The sequence below is a fragment of the Roseivirga sp. E12 genome, from assembly GCF_017592825.1.
Lineage (GTDB): Bacteria > Bacteroidota > Bacteroidia > Cytophagales > Cyclobacteriaceae > Roseivirga.
Map to the genome: position 1 here is coordinate 97,933 of NZ_JAGFMD010000006.1, position 26,518 is coordinate 124,450.

Here is a 26,518-nt window from a genome sequence, read left to right on the forward strand (position 1 = left end):
TTGAGTTTGGACTTATTGCCTATTGCTTAGGCTCGCGCAATTTGGGCAATCGTAAGAGATAAATCAAGAAAGAGGATTTTAGGATTGGCGTTCCTTTCTATATGGTACTGCGCCTCATCAAGTTTCGGTGAGACTTCCATGATCTTCTCAGGAGTGAACACTTTACCAAACTTTTGAATAAAGTCCTCTTCTTCGGCAGGTATTCTGCAAATCTCATTGGCCTCAGAGGCAAAAATCAGAGATTCTCTCATAAGACCTGAACCAACACCAAGCAACTCCTTCTGAAACTCTTTACCCTTCTTCTGAAACTCATCGGCCATAGAGATAAGCTCTTCAAAATTATAGGTAAAGCACTGCCGAAACCAATTCTTGAAATAACTCTGAGTCTCATTATCTTCTCCATTGACCATCTGTAAGGCAGTCCGCATACTTCCTTCAGACATATAGGCTATTTGTGACGCTCTTTCCCTTGATATACTCTCTGAAGCAATAGCCTGCTGAATTTCAGCATCAGAAAAAGAGGGTACTCTAAACTGTTGCGTTCTAGACAGAATTGTCGTCAATAGTTTATTCGCATCATTAGTCACCATCAAAAAAACTGTCTTCTCTGGCGGCTCTTCCAATATTTTCAGAATACCATTGGCAGCATTGGCATTCATAAGTTCGGGCAGCCAAATAATCATAACCTTGAACTGGCCTTCAAAAGCCTTCAAGGACAAAGCTTTTACAATGTTCCGGCTCTCCTGCCGTGGAATCATCAATAACTTGTTTTCCCAACCGAAATGACTACTCCAGTCGGAGACATTGCCATAGACAGATTCTTGAAGAAATACCCTCCACTCATTCAAAAATTTCTCACTAGTAGCATCCTCTCTTTTAAGTTTAATGGTTGCCGCTGAAGGGAAAATAAAGTTTACATCAGGATGTATAAATTTTGCATTCTTTTGACAAGAAGAGCACTCACCGCATGAATCTGTATCAGAAGGATTCTCACAGTTCAAATACGCAGCAAATGCAAGAGCCATTGCCAGGTTGGCGCTTCCTTCGGTACCCGCAAACAATTGAGCATGTGCCACATGATTTGATGCAACCGCTTCGACCAGCTTTTGCTTTGCGATTTCTAAACCAGGAATGTCTTGGAACCTCATGCCTTATTCTCCCAAATTCTGTAGGCCGCAGTAAGCTCAAAAACTTTAGATAGCATATCTCTTTCTTGATCATCAAGCTCGATACTCCTACGTTTCATTACTGCTTCTGCCACTTCATAAAACTTTCTCAGCTGAAATGTAGTTAAACCACTCGCACCACCCCAAGCAAAAGAGGGCACAAAATTTCGCGGATAACCCGAACCGAATACATTAGAACCTACACCTACTACAGTCCCTGTATTAAACATGGTATTAATACCGCATTTGGCATGATCACCCATCATAAGCCCACAAAATTGCAATCCAGTATTGGCGAATCTTCCACTCTGGTAGTTCCAGAGTTTCACTGCAGCATAATTGTTCTTGAGGTTAGATGTATTGGTATCAGCACCAAGATTGCACCATTCACCGATTACCGAGTTACCCAGAAACCCATCGTGCCCCTTATTTGAATAACCAAAGATTACTGAGTTACTGATCTCACCACCTATCTTAGAATAAGGGCCTATGGTGGTATCACCTTTTATTTTTGCACCCATGTTGACATGTGATCCTTCACACAATGCGAAAGCACCTTTTATAATAGCACCCTCATGCACTTGAGCATTCTTTCCAATATATATTGGGCCTTCTTCGGCATTAAGAATAGCAGCTTTGATCTCCGCACCTTCTTCAATGAAGATATTCTCACTATTGTAGACTATAGTATTCGGATCAGTAATGTCGGCCGAAGTTCTACCCTTAGTCAGGAGAGCATAATCTAATAATATCTGTTCCTTGTTGTGCTGGAAGATTTCCCAAGGATTAGCAATCAGCCTTATGGGACCTCTAAATTCCACGGACTCTTTACCCTCCCCAACTTGCGCTAGCACCGTATTTTCAGAAACCAACTTCTGACCTTCTTTTAAGGACTTGATCGCAGAAACAAGTGATTCATCTGGACATAGCGCACCATTTACTTTGAGGCTACCATTATTTGATTTGAATTTCGCTGAAAGGTATTCCTCAGTCAAGAATCCAACGCTGAAACCAAAGTGCTCCCACTTTTCAGAGATTTTTAAGATTCCGACTCTAATATCAGCAACAGGCCTTGTAAAAGTAAAGGGTAGCAGGCTGCTTCTGATCTCGGCAGGATCGTAGAGGTTCATGTCCATGCACAAAAATAAAAAAGTCTCCAGCTTAATCGCATGGAGACTTCCTTAAATGACTTATATAGTCTAAGCCTATTTTTTCTTGTATCGTTTGTTGAACTTCTCAACTCTACCTGCAGTATCTACAAATAGTTTCTTACCAGTGTAGAACGGGTGTGATGCAGAAGAAACTTCCACTTTAATCAAAGGATAAGTGTTTCCATCTTCCCACTCGATAGTTTCGCCCGAAGTCATAGTAGACTGAGTCATAAACTTAGTTTCACTTGATGTATCGTAAAATACAACTGGTTTATAGTCAGGGTGAATGTCTTTTTTCATTGCGCTAAATTTTACTTCCCTCAAAAAGGACTGCAAATGTAGTGACTTGGAGAATATTACACAAACATATTAGTTTTATAATTCAAAGAAATTCAAGTCTCTTGGATTATTAAAGGTTAGAACCGTTCATTCATTATCTTAGGACTTCGATACGCCTATGAAAAAGCTACTCATTCTGTTTGTGTTTTTGCTGACACAAGGTCTAGCCACTGCCCAAAGCACGTTTATTCCTTACAACCGAGATTACTACCATCTCATCGACCGGTTTCAAATCAAGTATGGCAACCCTGACAACTTGCTGCAAACTACTTTCAAGCCGCTCAGGAGGGTTGATCTGGCTAATTTTTTATTGGGAATGCAAGATGAATATGAGAACCTATCCTCTCAAGACGAATTCAATTATCAGTATTTGATGAACGACAACTGGGAATGGACAAACTCTCCATATAACGAGAATGACAAGTCTTGGTGGGACTTGATGTATACCAAAAAGTCTGATTTCCTCTACTATGGAGCCGATAACTTCTCTCTCCGAATCAACCCAGTGATTGATTTCTCTGTAGGAAATGACGCGGATGCTCAAAGCACACTCTATACAAATACTAGAGGAATTGAGGCACAGGGAATGATTGACGATAAGATTGGGTTTTACACCTTTCTAACCACAACGCAGCTTGTTTTTCCTAATTATGTCAGGAACTCTATTCTAGGCAGGCGAGCGGTCCCTAATGAAGGTTTCTGGAAAGCAGATGCTGATGTATATGATTTGACACATGCAAGAGGTTACCTAACTTTTAACGTAACCAAAAGCATCGATTTACAGGCAGGCTATGATAAGAAATTTATTGGCCATGGCCTTAGGTCCATGGTCCTATCCGATTTTTCCAGCCCATTTCTCTTCGGGCAGATCAATACCCGACTAGGCAAATTTCAATACACCAATTTATTCGGGCAGTTAACATCGGATATCATTTTTGCTAATGCCCTTTCTCCAGGTGACGGCAACTACCCTAGAAAATATTTGAGTATGCATAGGTTGGGCGTGAATATTACCAAGTCACTTGAGATAGGACTTTTTGAAACCATAATTTCAGAGGAAGCAGATATCAACTATTTCAATCCAATCATCTTCTATCGTGCTATTGAGCAACAAAGAGGCAGTCCAGGAAATGCGCTGCTAGGCATAGACTTCGCATATAATTTCAAAGGAAAATATCAATTCTATGGCCAGTTCATTTTGGATGAGTTTGTTATTGACGCACTGAGAAGTGGTGATGGCGACTGGAGAAACAAGTTTGGGGTGCAATTGGGGGCAAAATATATTGATGCCTTTGATGTAGCAAACCTTGATCTTCAGGTTGAGTATAATGTTGCTAGGCCCTATTTCTACGCTTCAGATACAACAGTTCTCAGTTATACCAATTACAGAAACCCATTGGCACACCCCCTTGGGGCTAACTTCAAAGAGCTAATTCTGTCAGCTCGATACCAACCCATCAATAAACTTTACGTTACGGGTAAGATCATTCGAAGCAATTTTGGTGAGGATGAAAATGGTCTTAATTATGGTGGCAATTTATTGAGCAGCACGGATGATCGGATTGGCAACACTGGTAATACGATCGGCCAAGGTGTGGCCACTACCAATACCTATGTCGAACTATCAGGATCTTACATGCTCGTGCAGAACTTGTTCGTAGATCTTAGAACCATTTATCGAAACTTTGACAGTGCTTTGGCTACACGATCGGCAAGTAGCTTCATTACAATGCTTTCACTCAGGTGGAATCTTCCTCAGCGCCAGCATGAATTCTGAAATATTTATCTATAACTTGCCTCCGAAATTGACTCTATGAGTACTTACGGTCGGATTATTTCATACGCAAAGCCTTATCATAGGTATTTTCCGCAATATGTAATCTTTGCTTTTTTAGCGATCATTTTTGGACTGGCAAACCTAGCTTTGCTGGAACCTTTATTCACCGTTATTTTTGAAACCAAAGATGAAGCTGAGCTTTTGGAGAAAGCGAATACCGAAGGGTTAAACTTTGGGATTGACTATCTAAAAGCCTTGTTTTTTCAAAGACTCATTGAATTCAAAACCAGCAACGGACCGCAAGGCGCACTCATTTATGTGAGTATAATTATTGGTATCTCGGCTTTATTCTCGAACCTGTTTACCTATATCTCCAATGTGATCATGGGTTACATGAGGGCTGATTTGATTGAAAAAATCAGGAATAAGGTTTTCAATAACACTTCTAAGCTACACCTAGGCTTCTTTGCAGGTGAAAGAAAAGGTGACATCATGTCTAGAATGACCAATGATGTTCAGGAAATAGAAGTGACCTTAATGAGTTCAATAAAGGTCTTCTTTCGAGAACCGACTACAATTATTGTTTATCTAACTTTCCTATTTGTCACCTCTGTCCAACTCACACTCTTTACACTGGTCTTTTTTCCAATCATGGGATTGATCATTTCTGAAATTGTAAAGAAGCTCAAAAAGAAGGCGATTCTAAGTCAGGAAAGCCTTGGAAGAATTGTTAACCTCATGGACGAAGTATTTGGCGGCATGAGGGTAATCAAAGCCTTTAATGCCCGCGACTATGTAGGCGATCTTTTCGAAAAGGAAACAAGGACTTATCGAAAGATTAACGTATCCATGGCGCGTAAAAACGAGCTCGCCTCACCTATTTCTCAATTCTTGGGAATTCTTGTTGTTGCTACCTTATTGGTAGTAGGCGGAAATTTAGTATTGAATGACGAAACGAACTTAGATGGCGAAGGACTTCTGGTTTATATCATTGTCTTTAGCCAAATTCTGAATCCGGCAAAAAGCCTTTCCCAATCCATCAGTAGTATCCAAAGAGGTTTAGCTTCGGCAGAACGTATCTTCAAACTGATTGATGAAAAACCCCAGATTCAAGATAAACCAAAGGCTAAAATCAAACCTTCGTTTGATTCCAATATCTCTTTTAAGGATGTCGGCTTTATTTACGATAAGGAACCTGTTCTTAGCGATATCAATCTCACTGTTGAGAAAGGCCAAACAATAGCCTTGGTTGGTTCTTCAGGCGCTGGAAAATCAACCTTAGCGGATCTCGTCCCTCGGTTTTATGACACCACACTAGGCGAGATCAGCATTGACGGCATCCCTATTAAAGACATTGAAATCAATTCCCTAAGAAATCTGATGGGGGTTGTAACCCAAGAATCTATCCTATTTAATGACTCGGTGGCAAGGAACATCGCCTTTGCTATGCCAGACGCTAAGAAAGAGGACATTATAAAGGCTGCAAAAATCGCTAATGCCCATGATTTTATTATGGCTTTGGAAGATGGTTACGATTCAACTGTAGGCGAACGCGGTGGTAAATTATCAGGTGGTCAAAGACAACGCATTAGCATAGCTCGAGCTATCATGAAGAATCCTCCAATTCTTATTCTGGATGAGGCTACTTCGGCACTCGATACTGAATCAGAAAAACTTGTACAGGAGGCTCTGACTAACCTAATGAAGAATCGTACTTCAATTGTCATTGCCCACAGGCTGAGCACTATTCAGCATGCCGATCTAATTCTTGTCATGGAGAAAGGTCGCATTGTAGAAAGAGGTAACCATGAGGCTCTAATCGTCCAAAAAGGTATTTATCACAAGCTGATTAACATGCAGTCCGTTTAGATTAAATCATGTTTTTATTGACTTATATATAATAAATCATTTCCTTCAGTAATCTTGATATAATGAATAACCAGCAACTGATCTTAGAAGAATTGAAAGAAGCGGCCAAAGTACTGGACCAATTCTTAAATAATGACGATAACCTAAGTCAGATTGAAGCTGCTGCACAATTAATGTCTGATGCCATTAACAATGGTGGTAAAATCTTTTCATGCGGTAATGGCGGCTCACATTGCGATGCCATGCACTTTGCTGAAGAATTGACCGGCCGTTATCGTGAAAACAGAAAAGCACTTCCGGCCATTGCTATTTCAGACCCAAGCCATATTTCATGTGTTTCTAATGACTTTGGATATGACTTCATCTTTTCGAGATACATTGAAGGTCTTGGTAAAGAAGGGGATGTTCTCTTAGGCATTAGCACGAGTGGAAACTCAAAGAATGTGCTCCGAGCCGCAGAAGTAGCACGGCAAAAAAAAATGAAGGTTGTTGCCCTGACAGGAAAAAACGGTGGAGAACTGGCTGATCTTGTCGATGTAGAAATTCGAGTCCCACACATTGGTTTTGCTGATCGTATACAGGAGATTCATATCAAGGTGATTCATATTTTGATTCAACTGATAGAAAAACATACCATTGATTCTTAGTAAAGGTTTTGGGAGTGCCGTCTTTGGTGTTGATGCTCAAATCATCACCATTGAAGTGAATATTGTCGATGGTACTAAATTCCATCTCTCAGGCCTACCCGACAATGCTGTTAAGGAAAGTCAACACCGTATAGAATCAGTTTTCAAGTATTTCAATTACCGTTTTCCACGCAGGAAGGTTGTGGTGAACATGGCACCAGCGGACATTCGAAAAGAGGGTTCCGCTTACGATTTACCCATTGCTTTAGGTGTTCTGAAGTCTTCAGGTCAAATCACAGCTGATGACATGGAGCAATATGTCATTATGGGAGAACTAGCACTTGATGGCACACTCAGACCAATAAAAGGTGCCCTTCCAATCGCCATAGAAGCACGGAAGAAAGGCTTCAAAGGCTTTATACTTCCCGAGGAGAATGCCAATGAAGCAGCCATCGTCAATGACTTAGACATTATAGGCGTTCAAAACTTAATCGAAGCAAAAGAATTTCTGGATGGTAAGAGAAAGATTGAACCTGTCATATACGACACCCGCGAACATTTCTTCGAAAACCTAGACCAGTATGAGGCCGACTTTTCCCATGTTCAAGGGCAGGAAAATATTAAGCGTGCTTTAGAAATTGCCGCAGCTGGTGGGCACAATGCGATCATGATTGGTCCTCCAGGAGCCGGCAAAACCATGCTTGCGAAAAGACTTCCTTCAATCTTACCTCCACTGAGTTTGCATGAGGCTCTGGAAACCACAAAGATTCACTCGGTAGCCGGGAGATTAGGCGGCAATGCACAACTCATCACCCAAAGACCGTTTAGAAGTCCTCATCATACCATTTCAGATGTGGCTTTAGTCGGTGGTGGTGGGGTACCGCAACCGGGAGAAATATCATTAGCACATAATGGTATACTATTTTTAGACGAACTACCCGAATTCAAGAGAACTGTCTTAGAGGTGATGCGCCAACCGTTGGAGGAACGCAAAGTAACCATAAGTCGAGCACGTATTTCGGTGGAATTCCCGACCAACTTCATGCTGATTGCCAGCATGAACCCCTGCCCATGTGGCTACTATAATCATCCTGAGAAAGAATGTGTATGCGGCTCAGGCCAAGTACAGCGCTATCTCAATAAAGTCAGTGGCCCACTTTTAGATCGAATTGATTTACATGTGGAAGTGACCCCCGTTTCTTTCGATCAGATGACACAAGATCGCAAGGCCGAAAGCAGCGCGGATATTAGACAAAGAGTCATCAAAGCACGTGAGATACAACAAGAGCGTCTTAAAGATCTTGGCATACACTCTAATGCTATGATGGGTAGTCAGATGGTCAAACAAGTATGTCAAATCAATGATGCTGGGAGAATACTTTTGAAGAAAGCAATGGAAAGACTGGGCCTTTCAGCAAGAGCTTACGATCGTATTCTCAAGGTCAGTCGCACCATTGCAGATTTATCGGCCAGTGAAGAAATTCGAATAGAACACCTTGCCGAAGCCATCCAATACAGAAGTTTAGACCGAGAAGGTTGGGCGGGGTAATACTCAACTCGTTGTCCTATTCATATTTCTTCTACAACACATAACGCGCCATTAAGGAAGACAGCTATCCCTTCTCGCGGATTCAATTCTCGGAAAGAAAAAACTGGCTTGAAAATATATAACAAGACTAGACCGCATAAATACATGTCAAAGAGACATAATTTCTGAGTACTCTTTGTTATTAATGGGCTATAATGCTGCCAAAAGTTTTATTACATCTGCATTTATAATTAGTACTAATTTTTATTCTAAATAAAAATTAGTACTATATCTATAGAAATAAACACAATTACATGAAAACAATTTTGCAAACTCTTCTTTTAATAGTCCTATTACTGGGTGTCCCAAATTTTACATTGGTCGGATTTCAATCTGATTATGAGTCCAAGCTTACTAAAGCGCAAAAAGACTCAGGAAATATAGCTCTGGGTTATTTAACAATAACTACTGAAAAGGTTCAAATCTATGACCACACCAACAAGCCAATTTCAGGCAAGGAGTATAAAATTGAGAAGGCAGAAATTCGAATTAAAGAGGGCTTTATCTCTGATATTAGAATCTATGTAAATGGTAATCAATACATAAACTCGAAAGCTCCTATTAACTTAATGAAATTTGGGAAAAGGATTGGAGATAAGTTATACAGTCTGAACGGCAAAAAGAATGAAAAGAATTACATCTTCATCTTCCCTGCCGTTCGCTATGAAGCATCAATCAAAAACAAATTTGTCCCTGACGATTACGTTAATGATAATTTGATCCCAGGAGAAATCAACATAATTAAAAAAGATAAGAACCTAGAGGCTGTAGTCGATTTCAGAATTTATTCTGACTTTCTAGGTGTTATCAATGAAGAAGAAAATGGAATATTACAACTGGAATCCAAGGCTAAAATATTTCTTGGTACGAGCAATATTAAAAATGCTGATTTAATTCCTCTGAAGTATATAGAACCTTATATGAGTCTAGTCCGTTTTGATCAATCAACTAATAAAGTAGCGCTAATTCAGGAAGTCAATCAAACAAATTTTCGAGTATCTGAACCAATGGATTTACTTGAAAAATCATTCTTAAGTGTGGGTGGGCACATTAATATCTTGTCTTATGGCTTGATGAATGATCACTTTAGCTTTAATGTAAACACAGGCATGGGAGTAAATCTAAGTCGAACTATTACTCCTACTGATAATAGGGTCTTAGATTTCAATACTTTTCAAGGAATGGCAGAGATGGGAATAGAGGCAAGGAGATTTGAAAACTTTGGATTAGATTTCAGAATGACGGGTATCTGGCTAAACCCTCTTAGCGTTGATGAAATATCTGACTTCGAAGCATTCTGGATTCTAAAAACTTCTGCTGAGATCAATGGGTATATTGCAAAGGATATTAGAAAATCAGTTTTCCTCAGATTTAACTATTTCGACAACCTTGCAAGTTCGGGAGGCAGCTTCTATCAACTACAAGTCGGTTATAAAGCTCCACTGAACTTTGGAAGCGTTAAAGCTCCAAAGTCGATCACCAATGAACAGTAGTCCTTTTAATATGCCTTGAGCAAAATTTATTGTTACTTACCCATAATGTTCTTCTAGCTTTTTTTCATGTATCAGTCATTCCTTAAGTCGATTAAAAAAGTCGGAAATTTCTCCCAAGAGCAATTAGATCAAATTACTGATAGAATTGAGGTACGTACGCTTAAAAGAAACGACTTCCTCCTTAAGGAAGGAACCACATCCCAATCCCTTTACTTCTTAAATTCCGGTAGTCTTCGGCATTATAAAGACATTGATGGTTATTCGGAACTAACTATTAACCTCTTTATTGAAGGTGATTGGGTCCTAGATCATCACAGTTTCGTAGGACAACGACCTTCGGAGAACAACATTCAGGCTTTTGAAGACTCAACAGTATTGGAACTCCCTATGCACGTTCTTCACGATCTAATTGCCAAGTCACCATCCTTCTTTATGCTTGGTAAAATCCTGGAAAATGCAGAGCCTACTAAGGAAGAGAGTATCAAATCTCCTGAAGACAAGTATCGTACGCTGATGGAGAACTCACCACAAATCATTCAAAGATTTCCTTTAAAGCACATCGCCTCCTACCTAGGTATGACACCTGAAACGCTCAGTCGAGTAAGGTCAAAAATTAAAGATTGATTCTTTATTGATTTCGATCAAGCGATTGAAAGTCTAACAGATTTAACCTTTGTGAGATAAAATCTATCTCATGAAAAATCAACTCGAAAAAAACGCAGGTATCTCACTGATCATAGGATCAGTCTTAGGTATCATCACCATGGTCTTACATCCGGTAGGAGGAAATATCGATCACTTAATTAATATATCCCCTATGATCATTACAAGCCATGTTATTGCCTTGTTCTCCGTTCCATTTTTATTATTTGGTTTCTGGGGGCTAAGTGGAAGAATTGGTTTTGATAATTCCTTCTCAGTACTCGGTTTTATCACAGGAAGCCTCGGTCTGGTGGCTGTACTTATTGCAGGAGCAGTTAATGGACTAGTGGTACCTTTCTTTGTAGATAACCTAGCTGATGCAAGCCCTGACAAAATAGAAATGGCTGAACTTGTTTTATCCTATGGCTTCGCTCTAAATCAAGCCTTCGATTATATCTTCATAGGTGCTATTTGTGAGGCATTTCTTATCTGGTCAATTGCCATTATGAAATACAAGGTTTTCGCAAAGTGGATTGCATTTCTCGGCATTCTACTCGGAATAGGATTCATAGGAATGTTGGTTGCCGGCTTCGTGCTTGTGGACCTTCATGGTTTCAGAATATTCATTTTCGGAATTGTAGCATGGATGTTGGCAGCTGGCATAATGCTGCAAAGAAGTAAATAGCATAAAAGAAGCCCTTGCCAAATGACAAGGGCTTCTAAACACCTCCAAATCGGTCTTAAAAACTATTCTTTATTAATCAATTTCTTATTCAAGAAGAAGGATATCACAAAGCCTACCCCAAGCATGAAGAATATCCCAAAGAAGTAAGGTCCCGGTCTGTCTCCATAGCCATTATAATAGCCGGCATTTTCAAGCCATCCATCGAGTAAAAACCCTAAGCCAATTCCTAGTGAGAGGCATACGAAAAGTACTCCCAGCAACATGATAATGAAGTAATTCTTCTTTCTTGGTTCTGATTGAAACAGAGAAGCATCTGCTCCTTTTTCTATCATTTGAGTTCTTTCTCTATGTCGTGTAAGCATCCAAAAGAAGACCAAGCCTCCGAAAGAGATCAACAGAGATGACATAAAGAGGAATGCTGCAAATTCACCGTTCATTGTTTTATTAATTTTGTTTCAAAGGCTTTGATGCTGGTCAGACGAGATAGGTTACACCCGTTACGAAAAAACCTCTTTTATCAAATCTCTGTACCTTAATGTAACCTATTTTCAGATGACATAGTCCAATGAGAAAATAATGCAGAGGGAAAATGAGCAATATGCTATGGAGTTAATCATCGCCAAAGTCAAAGAAGGCGATATGGCTGCATTTAATGTGCTCATTGATGAACATAAAGCTATGGCCTTCACCTTAGCCCTCAAACTGATGAAGAACCGGGAAGATGCTGAAGAAGTGGCACAAGATGCATTTCTGAAAGCTTACAGAAACATCCATCAATTTGAGGGGAATTCAAAGTTCTCAACATGGCTTTATACTATTGTTTACAATACCGCCTTAACACGGTTGCGAAAAAAGAAATTACAGACCACTGACCTGGACTTTCATCAAGAAGAAAATTTGGCTTCATATAGTGAGTCAGATAAGGAATGGCATCGATTACAGAAGTTTGAGCGGTCTGGATATATCAAGGAGGCCTTGGATTTGCTTTCTAATGAAGATCAGATAGTGATTACCCTTTTTTACTTGAATGAGAACTCACTTCAGGAAATCTGTGAAATCACAAATTGGGAATTATCTAATGTAAAAGTTAGATTGCACCGAGCAAGAAAACGACTATTAAAGGCTTTAGAACAGCTATTGGACACGGAGGTTAGGTCATTATTATGAAAGAGTTTAATCTGTCAGATAAAGAATTAAAAGCACTTCTTCAGAATGAAGGAATGGATGAGCCTTCGTTGAGTTTCAACAGAAATATTCTGGAGCAAATCAAAAAAGAGGAGGTGCGAAGCACTATCTCTATTCCACTCTGGTCAAAAATTGTTTTCATCATTTTAGTACTCAGTCCATTGGCTTATTTAGCTTTTACTACCGGAGACATTGACTTGGGATTACAACAATTGAATGAAATTAGAACGCCTAAATTATCGCTTAACTTAGGCTTGAGCTCAACTTATCAATACATCTCTTTGCTCGCTGTTGCCGTGATTTGGATGGCCTTTATCTTCAACAGATTTCTGGAGCAGCAGAACGAAACCAAGGTTAAAAAGGGTTAATCACTTACTTTAAAATACTTTATCTGCCATTTTCGTTTTGTTAATTGACTAATGAAGCGATTATTGACCATATGCACGCTGTTGCTATTGACTGGCACTGCTTACGCACAAAATCAGCCTGATTTTTTCCTCAAAGGTCAATTGCTTGATTCTGCGACAAAGAGGCCTATGGCGTTTGCTAGTGTCTTAGTGCTCAACAAAAACAAGGGCATCGCATCGAACCCTGCCGGAAATTTCGAAATCCCTGTCAACCTTGGTGACTCCATAAAAATTTCATCGGTTGGATATGCTGATTACACATTTGTTGTGACTAGCGAAATGCGTAAACAAGGTTATATGAAAATCATTGAGATGACTGAAGAGGCACTAGCACTTGATGACTTTAGAATTTACCAGATGTCTGATAATTTCTACCTAAGAAGAAAAGTCCTTGATACTTTGGATCCTCCTGTTAAAGGCGTCAATGTACTAGGTATGCCACTTTATGGTCCGCCTAGCAAGTTCGTTCCTCAAGAAAGTGGGGATGTTACACTACTTTCCATACCTATTTTTCAAGAGATTAGTAAAAATCCAAAGCAAGCCAGAATCATTAGAAAAATGGAAGAGGCATCTGATTTTCAAGCCCAAAGAAAGAGAGAGCGGGAAAAATACTTTAACAAAGACTTGGTCAAAAGGGTGACTCGGATTGACGATCGTGTGATCGATGAGTTCATGGAATTTTGCAACTTCCTCGATGGAGAAATCTTGGGGAGGAGTGAATTCGATATCACTAAGAAGATACTTATCAGGTATCAAGCCTTCCTAAGGCGCTAATCCAAGTGTTTCTTTAAGTTCTGCCAAACGGTCGTTGCAACAATTTGATGCCCCTCCACATTCGGATGAATTCCATCTGGTAAATTCAATTCTGGCTCTCCCCCCACATTTTCCAAGAGAAAGGGAATCAACTCTGTCTTGTTCGCCTTAGCAACTTTTGAAAACAGGGTCCTGAACCTTTCAGTGTATTCTTGTCCAAGATTTGGTGGAATTTGCATCCCCGCTACGAACACCACAACTTCTGGATTTCTTCCTCTGACCTTTTGAATCATGGTGGTCAGGTTCTTCTCGGTTTCATCCAAGCTTAGTCCCCTTAAACCATCATTGCCTCCTAGTTCAAGAATAAAAATATCTGGTTTGGTCTTCAAAATCCAATCAATTCTGCTCAAGCCTCCGGCAGAAGTTTCTCCACTTAAGCCAGCATTAATCACCTGATAAGCCATTTCACTGCTGTCAATTTTTTGCTGAATCAAAGCAGGAAAAGCCTGCTCTGTCGAAAGCCCATACCCAGCGGTAATACTGTCTCCAAAAAAGACAATTCGTTTCTTTTCATCTTGGTCAAAGGGAGTAAACCAGGCATTCAAAATGCTTAAAGAAAGTAGCAAACCTCCGACTGTATTAAAGAATTGTGTATTAATCTTCATTAAATCACTAGTCAAACGAACCTAAACCAAGTAGATTCGTCTTGAATATATCAAACATTTGAATCTCGAATATGTCAAATATTCTGGAGGTTTCTAACCTCACTAAAACATACTCAAGCGGAACAAAATCATTAACGGTACTTTCTGACATTAGTTTTAGCATCCAAAGTGGTGACAAACTAAGCATAGTCGGATCATCTGGGAGTGGAAAAACTACCCTACTTGGGCTCTGTGCAGGGCTCGACAGGGCTACATCAGGATCTGTGATATTGAATGGAATTTCATTGGATAACCTTAATGAAGATGAGAGAGCTTATGTTCGAAATCAGCATGTGGGTTTTGTCTTCCAGAACTTTCAATTATTGCCCACACTAACTGCCTTGGAGAATATAATGGTACCCATGGAGTTGCGCAGGGAAAAGGGTATTAAGAAAAGGGCCCTGGAGCTATTAGACAGAGTAGGACTGGCCGAAAGACATGATCATTACCCGACCCAACTCTCGGGCGGAGAGCAGCAAAGAATTTCGATTGCCAGAGCCTTCTCAAACAACCCACAAATCCTTTTTGCTGATGAGCCTACAGGCAACCTGGATGAAGAGACTTCAGAGAAAATTGAACATCTGCTATTCGACTTAAACAGAGAATCAGGCACTACGCTGGTACTCGTAACGCACGATCTAGATCTGGCCAGAAAAACAGATCGGATTATAAGACTTAAGGGAGGAATGGTACAACAAGCCTCAGATGAAATGGTAGCTGAGAATGGATAAAAAAATATCGGTACCAGATCAAAAAGTTGCCTGGCGATGGATATTTCTGATGGCCTGGAGAGATGCTCGGAAAAGTAAATCTCGGTTATTTCTTTTTATATCGTCCATTATCATAGGCATCGCGGCACTCGTTGCTATTAACTCTTTCAGTGACAACCTCCAGTCCGACATCAACAGTCAGGCAAATGAACTACTCGGTGCCGACCTTGAGCTGGCAAGTAATGATTCTACATTCAAGTATCCCGTCATAGAAGCGATGGATCATGTGGTGTCTTATGAAAACAGTTTCGCATCGATGATTTTCTTTCCCAAAAACCAGGAAAGCAGACTTGTGGATGTAAGAGCGCTTGAAGGAGCATTTCCTTATTATGGAAAAATAGAAACTGAGCCAATAAGTGCGGAAGCCTCCTTTCGTGACGGTAAGAGAAAAGCGCTTGTAGATCAAAGCGTGATGGTTCAGTACAATGTTGAAGTGGGTGATTCCATCAGGATTGGTAGAGTAATGTTCAAAATTGAAGGGTCACTCATAAGCTCTCCTTCTCAATCGATTGGTGCTACGCTTGTTGCTCCAGCGGTCTATATCCCAATGGACTATCTAGACGATACAGAGCTGATTCAAAAAGGAAGTCGTGTGTATTATAGAAGATTCTACAAATTCCTAGATCCACCTAATGACTTCGACATAGATGAGCAAATCCGTACAGATAGCGACTCTCTAAGGGCTGCTAAAATCAGCAGTGAAACGATTAGAGAACGGAAGGAAGATACAGGAGACACTTTTGAAGATTTAGCTGACTTCCTAAATCTGGTTGCTTTTGTAGCATTATTGCTCGGGTGTGTAGGTGTGGCAAGCGCGGTACATATCTATATCAAGGAGAAAATTCGATTGGTGGCTATTCTGAGGTGCTTAGGTGCCAGTGGAAGAGATGCCTTTTACATTTATCTTACCCAAATAGGACTACTGGGGCTCATTGGCTCCATATTAGGCGCAATTGCTGGGACTTTTATTCAAACTGTATTACCAAAAATTTTCTCTGACTTTTTGCCTGTGGACGTAACCATTGCACTATCATGGACATCCATTTTGGGTGGAATACTTACTGGCTTTTTTGTCTCTATTCTATTTGCACTTTCCCCTCTAATCTCGGTAAGAAGGGCCTCTCCTTTGATTACCCTGCGGGGAATTCAAGAGGGTGGAAAGCTCAAACTAGATCGTGTACAATGGCTCATCTACGGTTGCATTTTCTTATTCGTTATTGGTTTTGCCTTTATACAAATTGGATCGCTTGGTGACAGCCTTGTATTCACCCTCTTTATCGGATTGGCCTTTGGGTTTTTGGCATTAATTGCCAAAATCAGCATGTGGCTTGTCAAGCGATTTTTCCCTGATTCATGGAGTTATGTTTGGAGGCAAAGTCTAGCCAACCTGCACCGCCCTAACAACCAAACATTAGTACTTATTTCATCTATTGGGCTGGGGACAGCCTTGATTACCACACTCTATTTCATTCAGACACTATTGATCAATGAGGTAGAAATAACAACCAATAATGATCGGCCTAACCTTATGATCTTTGATATTCAAAGTCATCAGGTAAACGAGATTAATGACCTCGCTTTGGAAAGAGGCTTGCCTATTCTGCAAAGTGTACCCATAGTCACTATGCGATTAAGTTCGGTGAATGGCATCACTTACAAACAAGCCTTAGAAGACACTTCCATCAACCTAAGAGGGGGCATGTTCAGAAGAGAATGGCGAGTTACCTACCGTGATAGTCTCATCGATTCGGAAGAGCTCGCAAGTGGAACATTGACCATTCCCGAAGGGAACTCAGAAGAATATAAAGATTATAGTAAGGATGCTGTTTTGGTGAGCCTTGAGGATGATTACGTTAAGCGGAATAATCTCGAACTGATGGATACTCTGGTTTGGGACGTTCAAGGTGTTCCGATTACAACGATACTCGGCAGTACTAGAGAAATTGATTGGCAACGGGTTCAAACCAACTTTTTAGCCCTATTTCCAACGGGTGTTTTAGAACAAGCTCCTCAATTTCATGTGCTGATTACACGAGTGAAAAGCACAGAAGAGGGCGCGCTTTTTCAAAGAGAGATAGTGAAGGATTATCCGAATGTATCGGTTATTGACGTTGGTCTTATTCTAAATACACTCGATGATATTCTAGACAAAATTGCCTTCGTCATTCGATTTATGGCCCTCTTCAGCATCATCACAGGATTGTTGGTACTCATTAGTTCAGTAATCCTATCCAAATTTCAGCGTATCAAGGAAAGTGTACTCTTACGAACCATGGGGGGCAGCAGGCAGCAAATACTCAGTATTAATAGCTTGGAATACTTCTTTCTGGGAAGTCTTGCTTCTCTTTCAGGAATACTATTGGCCATGTTGGGCAGTTGGGGGCTAGCTTATTATTCTTTTGACTCTACTTTTGTGCCGAACATTTTGCCCATTGTGGCAGTCTACCTAATAATTACCGGACTTACCATTGTCATTGGCTTATTGAATAGTCGCGGAATAATAAGCAAACCTCCTTTGGAGGTGCTGAGAAATGAAATTCAATAATAGAATTCGAGCGATTAACCATCCGAATGTCCGTTCGGCATGGAGCGCACTGAATTTTGGCATAATTGTAGTAAACTAGAAGCAGAATTAACATTATACTTATGAAAGCAGTATTAGCAATATTTTTTGGAATGATCATGTTGGGTCAATCCAACCCAAACAACAAAGTAATTGGCATTTGGGATGGCAAACTAGAAGCTGGAGGAGCGACTTATAGACTGGTCGTTCACGTTAGAAATGACGAAGGAAAACTCAAAGGAGCCATGGAAAGTCCTGATCAAGGGCCTGGTGAAATCGCTACCGATACGATGAAATTCGAAGATGGTAAGCTTACGTTCACTATCACTAATATCGGGGGTTCTTATGAAGGAACTTTGAAAGATGGAAAATTGGAAGGAAAATGGAGTCAAGCAGGACAGTCTTTCCCTCTAAACCTGACCATGAGAGACAAGAGTTGATCTCACTCCTGTAAAGCGTATTGTTAAAGGTTGGCGAATTCTCTATCTTTTGAATTGTCAACCTTTAATTATTATGCGACTTAAAACCTATCTCATCGGGCTTGTATGCCTGATACTTTTTCCCGCTTCAACTGTATTCTCACAAATTGAAAGAGCTCCTGCCCGATCAGAAGGCGATGGACCTTTTAATCGATTAATCATCAGAGGTGCCACCCTCATCAATGGTAATGGTGCTCCTCCAACTGGTCCTGTAGACATTGTTGTTGAGCAAAACATCATCAAAGGAATTTTTAATGTCGGGTATCCTGGCATGCCGATTAGAGAACGTGATCGGCCGAAAGCCAACCCTGGAGACCGAGAGCTAGATGCCGAAGGCATGTATGTGCTACCAGGACTTATAGATATGCATGGTCATATTGGTGGTACTGGACAAGGCACACCTTCAGAATACGTATTCAAACTCTGGTTAGCACATGGCATTACCACCATCCGAGATCCTTCGGCAGGGAATGGACTCAAGTGGGTATTAGAGCACAAAGAAAAAAGCGCCAAAAATCAGATCACGGCACCAAGGATATTCGCATATACAGGTTTTGGACAGGGTGCAAAGGAGCCAATATCGACTCCGGAAATGGCCCGAGAATGGGTAAGAAACAATGCAAAGAATGGTTCCGATGGCATTAAGTTCTTCGGTGCTGCTCCCGACATAATGCAAGCTGCTCTTGAAGAGAATAAGAAACTTGGATTACGATCGGCAATGCATCATGCGCAAATGGATGTTGTAAGATGGAATGTGCTCAACTCTGCACGAGCAGGACTTACTTCAATGGAACACTGGTATGGTCTTCCGGAAGCACTCTTTACTGACAGGCGTGTTCAAAACTATAGTCTAGATTACAATTATCGTAACGAACAGGATCGTTTTGGCGAAGCAGGTCAACTATGGAAACAAGCTGCTGCTCCATTCTCAGATCACTGGAACAAAGTAATGGATGAACTAATTGCCCTCGGTTTTACGCTCGATCCTACTTTCAATATCTATGAGGCGAGCAGAGATTTAATGAGGGCCTACACTGCAGAATGGCATCAACAGTACACTTTGCCATCACTTTGGGATTTCTACCGACCAAGCAGGCGTTCACATGGCTCCTACTGGTTTTCTTGGGGTACTGAGCAAGAGGTGGCTTGGAAAGAGAACTACAAACTATGGATGACTTTTGTAAATGAATACAAAAACCGAGGTGGACGTGTCACAGCTGGTTCTGATTCAGGCTTTATCTATCAACTGTATGGATTCGGATTCATCCGAGAACTAGAATTACTCCGTGAATCTGGTTTTCATCCCTTGGAAGTCATTATGTCTGCTACGCTTAACGGTGCAGAAGCGCTAGGCGCTGATGATATGTTGGGTACGATCGAAGTTGGTAAGTACGCAGACTTCGCCATCGTAGAGGAAAACCCACTTCAAAACCTAAAAGTACTCTATGGAACAGGCACTATTCAATTGGATGACAATAATGAGGTGATCCGTGTAGGGGGCGTGAAATACACCATTAAAGATGGAATTATCTATGACGCCAAGAAACTCCTAGAGGATGTCAAGCAGATGGTTGACGAAAAGAAAAATGGTATGACCTTCAAACTAACTAACAAGTAACATGAAGAATCTACTAGTAATAGGCCTGATCGTTTGCTTATGTCTTTCTTGTGGTGATCAAAAAAGCAGTGAGACCTATGATGCTGACTCTGTTCAGGCGGTTTCTCTTCTCGGCAATGATTTGACAATTCCAGATCGAAGTGAAGCTCAAGAAAAGCGATTGAATGATAACTTAAATGAGGCCCAAAAGAACTTCGATGCGGAAGCCAGCGAGATGAATACGATATGGCTTGGCCGAAGGCATGCTTACCTCTATGATTATAAAAAGGCCATTGAAGTATTTACCGAGGGAATTGCCGCTTACCCAAACTCTTACAAACTATATCGCCATAGAGGACACCGGTATATAAGCATAAGACAGTTTGATAAGGCAATCTCAGATTATGAAAAGGCCTATGAGTTAATGCCTAAAGACCAAATGGATATCGAACCCGATGGTGCACCCAACAGGCTCAATATACCACTGTCCAACACGCAATTCAATATTCTTTACCACTACGGATTGGCGCATTACCTGAAGGGGAACTTTGAAAAGGCCGAAGCGATTTATAAGAAATGCATGAGTTACTCGGATAACCCTGACCTTGTAGTTGCCACCTCAGACTGGCTTTATATGGCATTACAAAGACAAGGAAAATCACAAATAGCGAGTGAGCTATTGGGATACATTGACCCTTCCATGAAGATCATTGAAAATGATAGCTACTTCAAACGCTTAATGATGTACAAGGGAGAAATTAAACCTGAAAGTTTACTTGAGGCTACTGGTGACGATGCGGCACTAAGCTTGGCTACTCAGGGTTATGGAGTTGGTAACTGGTACTTGTATCAAAATGATACTGCTAAAGCAAAGGAAATCTTCCAGAAAGTGATTGAAGGCACTTCTTGGTCTGCCTTCGGTTATATCGCTGCGGAAGTAGATCTTTCCAAGATGAACTAATAAGCCGAAAGAACAGCAATAAAAAAGGGCTCCGATGGAGCCCTTTTTTGTGAGTTTTAATTTTTATCCTCTTCTTTTCTTTCCAGCTTGAATCTGGTCCGCCAAGAGTTTGATGCTCTCTTTCAGATATGCATCTTTCATATCGTCTAACGATCTATCTTGAACTTTGTTTGCTTCAAGCTCAGAAAGTGAAGCTCCAATTTTTACGCGAGCATCTCTTTTCTTCTGACGATCATCCTGCTCCTTCTTACGCTGATCGTAATTCAAAGACACTTCTTTTCTTGCTCTGTTCTTCTTTAGTTCCTCAATATCGTATTGAAGGTCCAAGAGTGTTTGATCTTGTTTTAACCTTTGGCTATGCCGTGTTTTCAACATGGACAGCATGCTAGCATCTACATAATCCATAGGCTTGAATGGAGCAGCAGCAATTTTATCCCATGGCAGTGCACTTGGTTTAGAACTCTCTCCAAACTCCTGAGCGCTATACACCGAAGGGAATTCAATATCTGGCGTCACTCCTCTATGCTGCGTACTACTACCAGTTACCCGATAGAATTTGGCTATTGTAAATTTCAATAAGCCCAGCTCCTCATCATCAGGCTGTCTCAAAAACTCCTTAAGACCTCTAACATTCTGGACAGTACCTTTACCATACGTCTGCTCGCCTACTACAACTCCTCGCTTGTAGTCCTGGATCGCTCCAGCAAAGATCTCAGAGGCTGAAGCCGAAAACCTATTGATCATAACATTCAGTGGACCATCATACGTCACACCTCTATTCTCATCATCATACTTTTGAACTTGGCCACGGCTATCTTTCACTTGTACCACGGTGCCTCCTGGCAAAAACAGTCCTGTAAGACTTATAGCCTCTACAAGTGCTCCACCACCATTATTTCTCAGGTCTAACATTATACCGTCAACCTTCTGTTCTTCCAATTCTTTAACTAAGCGTCTTACGTCATTGGTAGTACTCGTATAATCCTCTCCACCTTTATCATAGCCATCAGGGTCTAAGTAAAAGTCTGGAACGGTAATAACTCCAATTGTATAATCAGTACCATTTTCAGTGTATTGAACTACTTCGCTCTTGGCTCTTGCCTCATCGAGCTTAATCTTATCTCTTACCAGTGAAACCACTTTCGTCTCGCCTCCAGGACTAGCGCCAGCTGGCAATAGCTTTAATCTGACTAGGGTACCTTTTGGGCCTCTAATCTGGCCAGCCACTTCGTCTGATCTCCAGCCGATGACATCAATCATTTCTCCTTCAGCTCCTTGTGCAACGCCAATTACTCTATCCTCTTTATCCACTTGACCACTTAGGAAAGCAGGTCCACCGGCTCTCAGGTCTGTGATCTTGGTAAAATCATTGTCTTGTTGAAGCGTAGCTCCAATGCCTTCCAAAGACTTTCTGCTTTGCATTTGAAAATCTTCGGCATTCAGTGGCGTGAAATAATTAGTATGTGGATCGAAAGCTTCGGTCACCGAATTCATGAACATTTCGAAGACATCATTGCTATTATATTTGGCCACATTGCTCTTAAATCGCTCGTATCTAGTTGTCAGAACCTCTTTGACTTTGTCATCTTCTGAACCACTAAGTTTCAGTCCTATTGCTTGATTCTTGATCGTCTTACGCCATATTTCATCCAGCTGATTATTACTTGAGGCATAAGGTTCTTTTTCACGATCGAAAGTCAATGTCTCATTTTTGCGATAATCGAACTTATCACCCACATGATTTAGGGCATATTCCAACCGGGCTTCCAAGCGCTTCTTATAAATATTGAAAATGTAGAAGGCAGGGACCAAATCTCCATTTTTGAGCTTATCGTCAAGCTCATAGCGGTACTTTTCGAAAGAACGAATGTCACTCTCTAAGAAGTAGTTCTTGTTGCCATCTAGTGACTCGATGAAATTGTTGAAAATGACTGAAGACAGTGAATCGTCTAAATCAGTTTCACGATAATGAAAATAATCTAAAATCTGAACGATTATTCTCGCCTCCTTTAAGTGTGCCGCTGTAGGCTGTAAAACTTCACTAGAGTCCCTCTCTGCAGCCACAAGTGGTCCTGTAAACAGAATTGCCAGTGAAAGCCATAATATCTTTTTCATCATCTTCATTTCAACGCGGTTTTCTCTTAAACGTTTTCCGAAAAAAGGATTTAAATGTAACGAAAATCACTCAAACTTAACGGAGACGTAACTTATCGACTACAAGTATAATACCATAACTGGTCATACTAGTTTCAACATATGGTCATAAGGATGTTAAAAAATGCAAAATCACTCGTAACGCAGTGAATTTGCAGGATTAATCGTAGCCGCTTTAACGGATTGAAAAGTCACCGTTAGAAGTGCAATCATAATAGCTGCCAAGGCCGAGACTAAGAACCAAACCCAATTGATATCAACACGGTACTCAAAATCGCTTAACCAAGAACTCATTAAATAGTAAGCAACCGGAACGGCCAAAATAACTGCCACACCAATCAGCTGAGAAAACTGCTTCGATAGCAAGAGAACGATACCTCCAATGCTCGCTCCTAGTACCTTCCGTACGCCAATTTCTTTCGTCTTTTGTTCTGCTGTGAATGCCGACAAACCAAACAGCCCGAGACAAGCAATGAAAATTGCCAACCAAGTAAAGCTGAAAACAAGCTTACCGAATCGTTCATCAGAAGCATATTGCTGACCGAACTCTTCATCAAAGAAACGATACTCTAGGGGGCTATTAGGGAATATCTCATCCCATGCCGACTGAATAAAATCCATAGTCTCACTAACATTGGCAGAAGCAAATTTGACAGCCAAATTTCCACCTCCATTAGGATTGAAGAACATGGCCAAAGGCTCAATCTTGTGCCTCATATTGGTAAAATGGAAGTCTTTTACTACCCCGATTACAGTTCTTTCTTGCTGGCCAAAAGTGATTTTTCTTCCTACCGGGTCCTCCCAAGCTAGTTCCTTTACCATCGCCTCATTGATAAGTAGACCTTGCTGCTGATCGGTTTGCATCTCTCGATCATAACCACGCCCATCTACGATTTCCATATCCATCAATTCCATGAATTTCTCATCGAAATTCAAGACGGAAATGATCCAGGTATCTTCCTGAGATACTCCCTCCGGACGCACACCTCTTCGACCAAAAGTCCTGCCTGGCATGCCACCGGTACGAGCTGTTGTTATGATATCAGGGCTTTGTTCCAACTTGTTGATAAGTACGGGCATCGACTGCTGCAAACTCGGATGCCCAACGTTAAGTGTAACCACCTGCTCAGGGTCAAAGCCTTTATCGATATTGCGTTGGTGCTGCAATTGATCATAAACAATAGCTGTACCGATGATCATGGTTATGGAAATGGTGAACTGAAAGATCACCAGCGATTTCCTCAACAAGACCCCTTTAGAGCTTGTCTTAAATGAGCCTCTCAAAATACTAATCGGGTTAAAGCCGGATAACAAGAGTGCTGGGTAACTACCCGAAAACAACCCTAGTAACAATACGAAAGCCAAAGCTCCAAGTGACCACTCCAGATGACCTAAGAAGTAAATTGCCAAGTTCTCCTCTATTGGAAGGTTAATTAAGGTGCTAGTTATAGCTACTAGGCCTATCGCTATAACGAAAGAGACCAGACATAAAACCACTGATTCAATCATGAATTGATTGATCAACTGACGTCTAATCGCTCCAAAAACCTTTCTGACACCAACCTCTTGCGCCCTATTGGCCGATCTGGCGGTAGACAAATTCATAAAATTGAATGAGGCGATCAGAATGACAAACAGTCCAACAGCCGCTAATGTGTATACATAGCCAATGTCGGTTTTATTAAGGTTATAATTCTCAAAGAGAATTCCACTTGAATTAAGGTGAACATCCTTCAGAGGTTGCAGGGTGACTTTGAAGTTGTCTCCCACATTATTGGCACGAATCAAATCCTCCATTTTTGACTCTACATTTTCTTCACTCCCCTTATCGGCTAGTTCTACATAGGTTACCATGCTTATACTCTGCCACGACCTAAGAAATTGGGCAAATCCAGATGTAGTATCAGCTTGTTGCATTGAAACAACCACATCGAAGTTTAAATGAGAGTTATCAGGTACATCAGCCATAATTCCGACCACTTCAATACCCGCCTGATTGCCAATGTCTATGCGCTTTCCAATGGGGTTCTCTGACCCAAATGTTTTCTTCGCCATAGACTCCGTGAAAATGACCGTATTGGGTTCAGTAAGGGCTTTTTCGGTATCCCCGTCAATCAATTTGAAATCAAACACTTCGAAAAGCGTTGGCTCAGCATAAGCAAAGTGCTCAGTATAAAAACCTTGTTGTTCATAGTTGATTAGCTGCCTTCCCTGTGGTATCATTCTCACACGCTTTTCCACTTCTGGAAAGTCATTCTCCATGGCAGGGCCTAGTGCCGGGAGCGTGATGCCAACCAAATTACTGCTTACACCAAGCGCCTCGTCTATCGTTAGCACCCGAAAGATATCATCCGATTTAGAGTGAAATCGATCGTAGCTCAATTCATTCTGAACAAAGAGAAAAATGATGATTCCACAAGCCATTCCAATAGAGAGGCCTAGGATATTGATTACTGAAGTGCCTTTGCTTTTAAGCAGGCTTCGGAAAGCTATCTTGAGATAATTCTTAAACATGACCGTGAGTTTTTATGATGATGAATCTAAGTGCCTAAAAGTTTTATATCACTTAGACTTATGTAAGCGGTTACGCGTTACTTTGAAGCTATGGCTTTTCTTGCTAATTCAATAGCCTTGTCCAAAGCGTTTTCTTCATCCGTTTGAATGTGTGGCTTTACTCCTTTTCCTTCCCAGTTAGTTTTAGTCACCGGGTTTATTGCTCTGCCTCTTGGCACATTGACAATAAAGTCTCCATCAATGATAGAAGGACCCCCAGGGTGCGCTCCACCGCCCGTAGTCTCGCCAATTATTGTTGCACGTCCCATATGCTTAAGGTTGTAGGTAAACTCTTCCGCAGCAGAAAAGGTATAGTCGCTCGTGAGCACGTAAACTGGAATATTGGGTTTGGTTTCGCTTGCCAATTTTGGATCGGTCCAGGTTTTAGAGTAATTGTCTGAAGGCCTCCAATAGAAGGTATTAAGGTGCACCGGTTCGTTTCCAAATAAATAACTGGATATAAACCTGATCATGCTTGGTGATCCTCCACCATTCTTTCTCAAATCGAAAATAATGGCATCTGACTTAATCAGTTTATCCATGGCCGGCTTTGCCACATCCTCAGCCTGACCAATATTCATAAAGCCTCTCAAGTCGAGATAACCAATGTTACCCTCTAAAATTTTCACTTCTTCAAAACCAAACTTTCCATTTGACTCAGGTCCTGGGCCGTAATCGCGATTTCTTATAGATTTGGCCCTTTTACTATCAAAAACCACTCTGATGTGCTTGTCATTAATTATTGATCTCAGGTCCTCTTGCAAAGCGTCTGCAAAAGATTCTTTAGTGGTGAATTGTTCATAGGCATTATCCTTGAGCTTACCCTTGATTAACTCGCTCATCGCCTCACCCTTTTCAGGGTAGACGTAATTCCGGTTCATAATATCGGCTAGCCGATTTACAATCTTCTTCTTATTGAAATCCTGAGCTGACACTGCGAATGTCGATATGATCAAGGCGGAGAGAATTACGAGCTTCTTCATAAATGTATTTTAGGTAAGTGCTTACGTTTATAATTAAAATGAGTTTTATAAATAACACTTATTAACATTAGCG

The 26,518-nt window shown here is 40.9% G+C and carries 23 protein-coding genes; 15 read left to right on the forward strand and 8 right to left on the reverse strand.

Annotation, left to right across the window (positions count from 1 at the left end):
* Nucleotides 1-26: 26 nt before the first annotated feature.
* The 3 genes from J4E76_RS14180 to J4E76_RS14190 all read right to left on the reverse strand — a co-directional run bounded on the left by J4E76_RS14180 (nucleotide 27) and on the right by J4E76_RS14190 (nucleotide 2,617).
* Nucleotides 27-1,148 carry a DNA polymerase III subunit delta gene (locus J4E76_RS14180; protein WP_208505251.1) on the reverse strand — a complete coding sequence of 374 codons (1,122 nt, stop codon included), beginning with the start codon at nucleotides 1,146-1,148 and terminating at the stop codon, nucleotides 27-29.
* Nucleotides 1,145-2,302: a GlmU family protein gene (locus J4E76_RS14185; protein WP_208505252.1), complete on the reverse strand. Its 1,158-nt coding sequence runs from the start codon at nucleotides 2,300-2,302 to the stop codon at nucleotides 1,145-1,147. The genes J4E76_RS14180 and J4E76_RS14185 overlap by 4 nt, the downstream gene beginning before the upstream one ends.
* 69 nt (nucleotides 2,303-2,371) lie before the next feature.
* Complete coding sequence (locus tag J4E76_RS14190; RefSeq protein ID WP_069842835.1) at nucleotides 2,372-2,617, reverse strand: type B 50S ribosomal protein L31; 246 nt, start codon at nucleotides 2,615-2,617, stop codon at nucleotides 2,372-2,374.
* A gap of 157 nt (nucleotides 2,618-2,774) precedes the next feature.
* Here J4E76_RS14190 and J4E76_RS14195 point away from each other — a divergent pair, with 157 nt between their 5' ends.
* From J4E76_RS14195 to J4E76_RS14225, 7 genes are all read left to right on the forward strand, one after another.
* Nucleotides 2,775-4,433 carry a hypothetical protein gene (locus J4E76_RS14195; protein ID WP_208505254.1) on the forward strand — a complete coding sequence of 553 codons (1,659 nt, stop codon included), beginning with the start codon at nucleotides 2,775-2,777 and terminating at the stop codon, nucleotides 4,431-4,433.
* Nucleotides 4,434-4,469: 36 nt separating this feature from the next.
* Complete coding sequence (locus tag J4E76_RS14200; RefSeq protein WP_208505256.1) at nucleotides 4,470-6,302, forward strand: ABC transporter ATP-binding protein; 1,833 nt, start codon at nucleotides 4,470-4,472, stop codon at nucleotides 6,300-6,302.
* A gap of 62 nt (nucleotides 6,303-6,364) precedes the next feature.
* Complete coding sequence (gene lpcA, locus J4E76_RS14205; RefSeq protein ID WP_208505258.1) at nucleotides 6,365-6,949, forward strand: D-sedoheptulose 7-phosphate isomerase; 585 nt, start codon at nucleotides 6,365-6,367, stop codon at nucleotides 6,947-6,949.
* Nucleotides 6,942-8,477 (forward strand): YifB family Mg chelatase-like AAA ATPase, encoded by a 1,536-nt coding sequence (locus J4E76_RS14210; RefSeq protein WP_208505541.1) that lies wholly within the window; start codon nucleotides 6,942-6,944, stop codon nucleotides 8,475-8,477. The genes lpcA and J4E76_RS14210 overlap by 8 nt, the downstream gene beginning before the upstream one ends.
* 293 nt (nucleotides 8,478-8,770) lie before the next feature.
* Nucleotides 8,771-10,009: a hypothetical protein gene (locus J4E76_RS14215; protein ID WP_208505260.1), complete on the forward strand. Its 1,239-nt coding sequence runs from the start codon at nucleotides 8,771-8,773 to the stop codon at nucleotides 10,007-10,009.
* Between the two features lie 66 nt (nucleotides 10,010-10,075).
* A complete protein-coding gene (locus tag J4E76_RS14220) occupies nucleotides 10,076-10,633 on the forward strand; it encodes a Crp/Fnr family transcriptional regulator (RefSeq protein WP_208505261.1) in 558 nt (185 codons plus the stop codon).
* 70 nt (nucleotides 10,634-10,703) lie between these two features.
* Nucleotides 10,704-11,336, forward strand: coding sequence for a hypothetical protein (locus tag J4E76_RS14225; protein ID WP_208505263.1), 633 nt, complete (start codon nucleotides 10,704-10,706; stop codon nucleotides 11,334-11,336).
* Between the two features lie 62 nt (nucleotides 11,337-11,398).
* Here the strand turns inward: J4E76_RS14225 and J4E76_RS14230 are convergent, their stop codons facing one another.
* Nucleotides 11,399-11,773, reverse strand: a complete 375-nt coding sequence (locus J4E76_RS14230; protein ID WP_208505265.1) for a DUF6249 domain-containing protein — start codon at nucleotides 11,771-11,773, stop codon at nucleotides 11,399-11,401.
* A 139-nt stretch (nucleotides 11,774-11,912) separates the two neighbouring features.
* Between J4E76_RS14230 and J4E76_RS14235 the strand changes: the two genes are divergently transcribed.
* From J4E76_RS14235 to J4E76_RS14245, 3 genes are read left to right on the forward strand one after another with little or no spacing between them, the layout of a single operon-like run.
* A complete protein-coding gene (locus J4E76_RS14235) occupies nucleotides 11,913-12,503 on the forward strand; it encodes an RNA polymerase sigma factor (protein ID WP_236017475.1) in 591 nt (196 codons plus the stop codon).
* Nucleotides 12,500-12,889: a hypothetical protein gene (locus J4E76_RS14240; RefSeq protein WP_208505267.1), complete on the forward strand. Its 390-nt coding sequence runs from the start codon at nucleotides 12,500-12,502 to the stop codon at nucleotides 12,887-12,889. Before J4E76_RS14235 ends, J4E76_RS14240 begins: the two co-directional genes overlap by 4 nt.
* 51 nt (nucleotides 12,890-12,940) lie before the next feature.
* Nucleotides 12,941-13,702, forward strand: a complete 762-nt coding sequence (locus J4E76_RS14245) for a carboxypeptidase-like regulatory domain-containing protein (RefSeq protein WP_208505269.1) — start codon at nucleotides 12,941-12,943, stop codon at nucleotides 13,700-13,702.
* Here J4E76_RS14245 and J4E76_RS14250 read toward each other — a convergent pair.
* On the reverse strand, nucleotides 13,699-14,346 hold the full coding sequence (locus J4E76_RS14250; RefSeq protein ID WP_208505270.1) for an arylesterase: 648 nt from the start codon (nucleotides 14,344-14,346) through the stop codon (nucleotides 13,699-13,701). The two genes, J4E76_RS14245 and J4E76_RS14250, sit on opposite strands and share 4 nt — an antisense overlap.
* A gap of 71 nt (nucleotides 14,347-14,417) precedes the next feature.
* On the opposite strand from J4E76_RS14250, the gene J4E76_RS14255 reads away from it, so the two are divergent.
* The 5 genes from J4E76_RS14255 (at nucleotide 14,418) to J4E76_RS14275 (ending at nucleotide 20,755) form a co-directional block, all read left to right on the forward strand.
* Nucleotides 14,418-15,116 (forward strand): ABC transporter ATP-binding protein, encoded by a 699-nt coding sequence (locus J4E76_RS14255; RefSeq protein ID WP_208505272.1) that lies wholly within the window; start codon nucleotides 14,418-14,420, stop codon nucleotides 15,114-15,116.
* A complete protein-coding gene (locus J4E76_RS14260) occupies nucleotides 15,109-17,700 on the forward strand; it encodes an ABC transporter permease (protein WP_236017476.1) in 2,592 nt (863 codons plus the stop codon). Before J4E76_RS14255 ends, J4E76_RS14260 begins: the two co-directional genes overlap by 8 nt.
* A 101-nt stretch (nucleotides 17,701-17,801) precedes the next feature.
* Nucleotides 17,802-18,158, forward strand: a complete 357-nt coding sequence (locus J4E76_RS14265) for a hypothetical protein (RefSeq protein WP_208505274.1) — start codon at nucleotides 17,802-17,804, stop codon at nucleotides 18,156-18,158.
* 73 nt (nucleotides 18,159-18,231) lie between these two features.
* A complete protein-coding gene (locus tag J4E76_RS14270; protein WP_208505276.1) occupies nucleotides 18,232-19,815 on the forward strand; it encodes an amidohydrolase family protein in 1,584 nt (527 codons plus the stop codon).
* Nucleotide 19,816: 1 nt separating this feature from the next.
* On the forward strand, nucleotides 19,817-20,755 hold the full coding sequence (locus J4E76_RS14275) for a tetratricopeptide repeat protein (protein ID WP_208505278.1): 939 nt from the start codon (nucleotides 19,817-19,819) through the stop codon (nucleotides 20,753-20,755).
* Between the two features lie 63 nt (nucleotides 20,756-20,818).
* Here the strand turns inward: J4E76_RS14275 and J4E76_RS14280 are convergent, their stop codons facing one another.
* From J4E76_RS14280 to J4E76_RS14290, 3 genes are all read right to left on the reverse strand, one after another.
* Nucleotides 20,819-22,870: a carboxy terminal-processing peptidase gene (locus J4E76_RS14280; protein WP_208505279.1), complete on the reverse strand. Its 2,052-nt coding sequence runs from the start codon at nucleotides 22,868-22,870 to the stop codon at nucleotides 20,819-20,821.
* 171 nt (nucleotides 22,871-23,041) lie between these two features.
* On the reverse strand, nucleotides 23,042-25,423 hold the full coding sequence (locus tag J4E76_RS14285) for an ABC transporter permease (RefSeq protein WP_208505281.1): 2,382 nt from the start codon (nucleotides 25,421-25,423) through the stop codon (nucleotides 23,042-23,044).
* Nucleotides 25,424-25,500: 77 nt separating this feature from the next.
* Nucleotides 25,501-26,445 carry a S41 family peptidase gene (locus J4E76_RS14290; protein ID WP_208505283.1) on the reverse strand — a complete coding sequence of 315 codons (945 nt, stop codon included), beginning with the start codon at nucleotides 26,443-26,445 and terminating at the stop codon, nucleotides 25,501-25,503.
* Nucleotides 26,446-26,518: the final 73 nt, after the last annotated feature.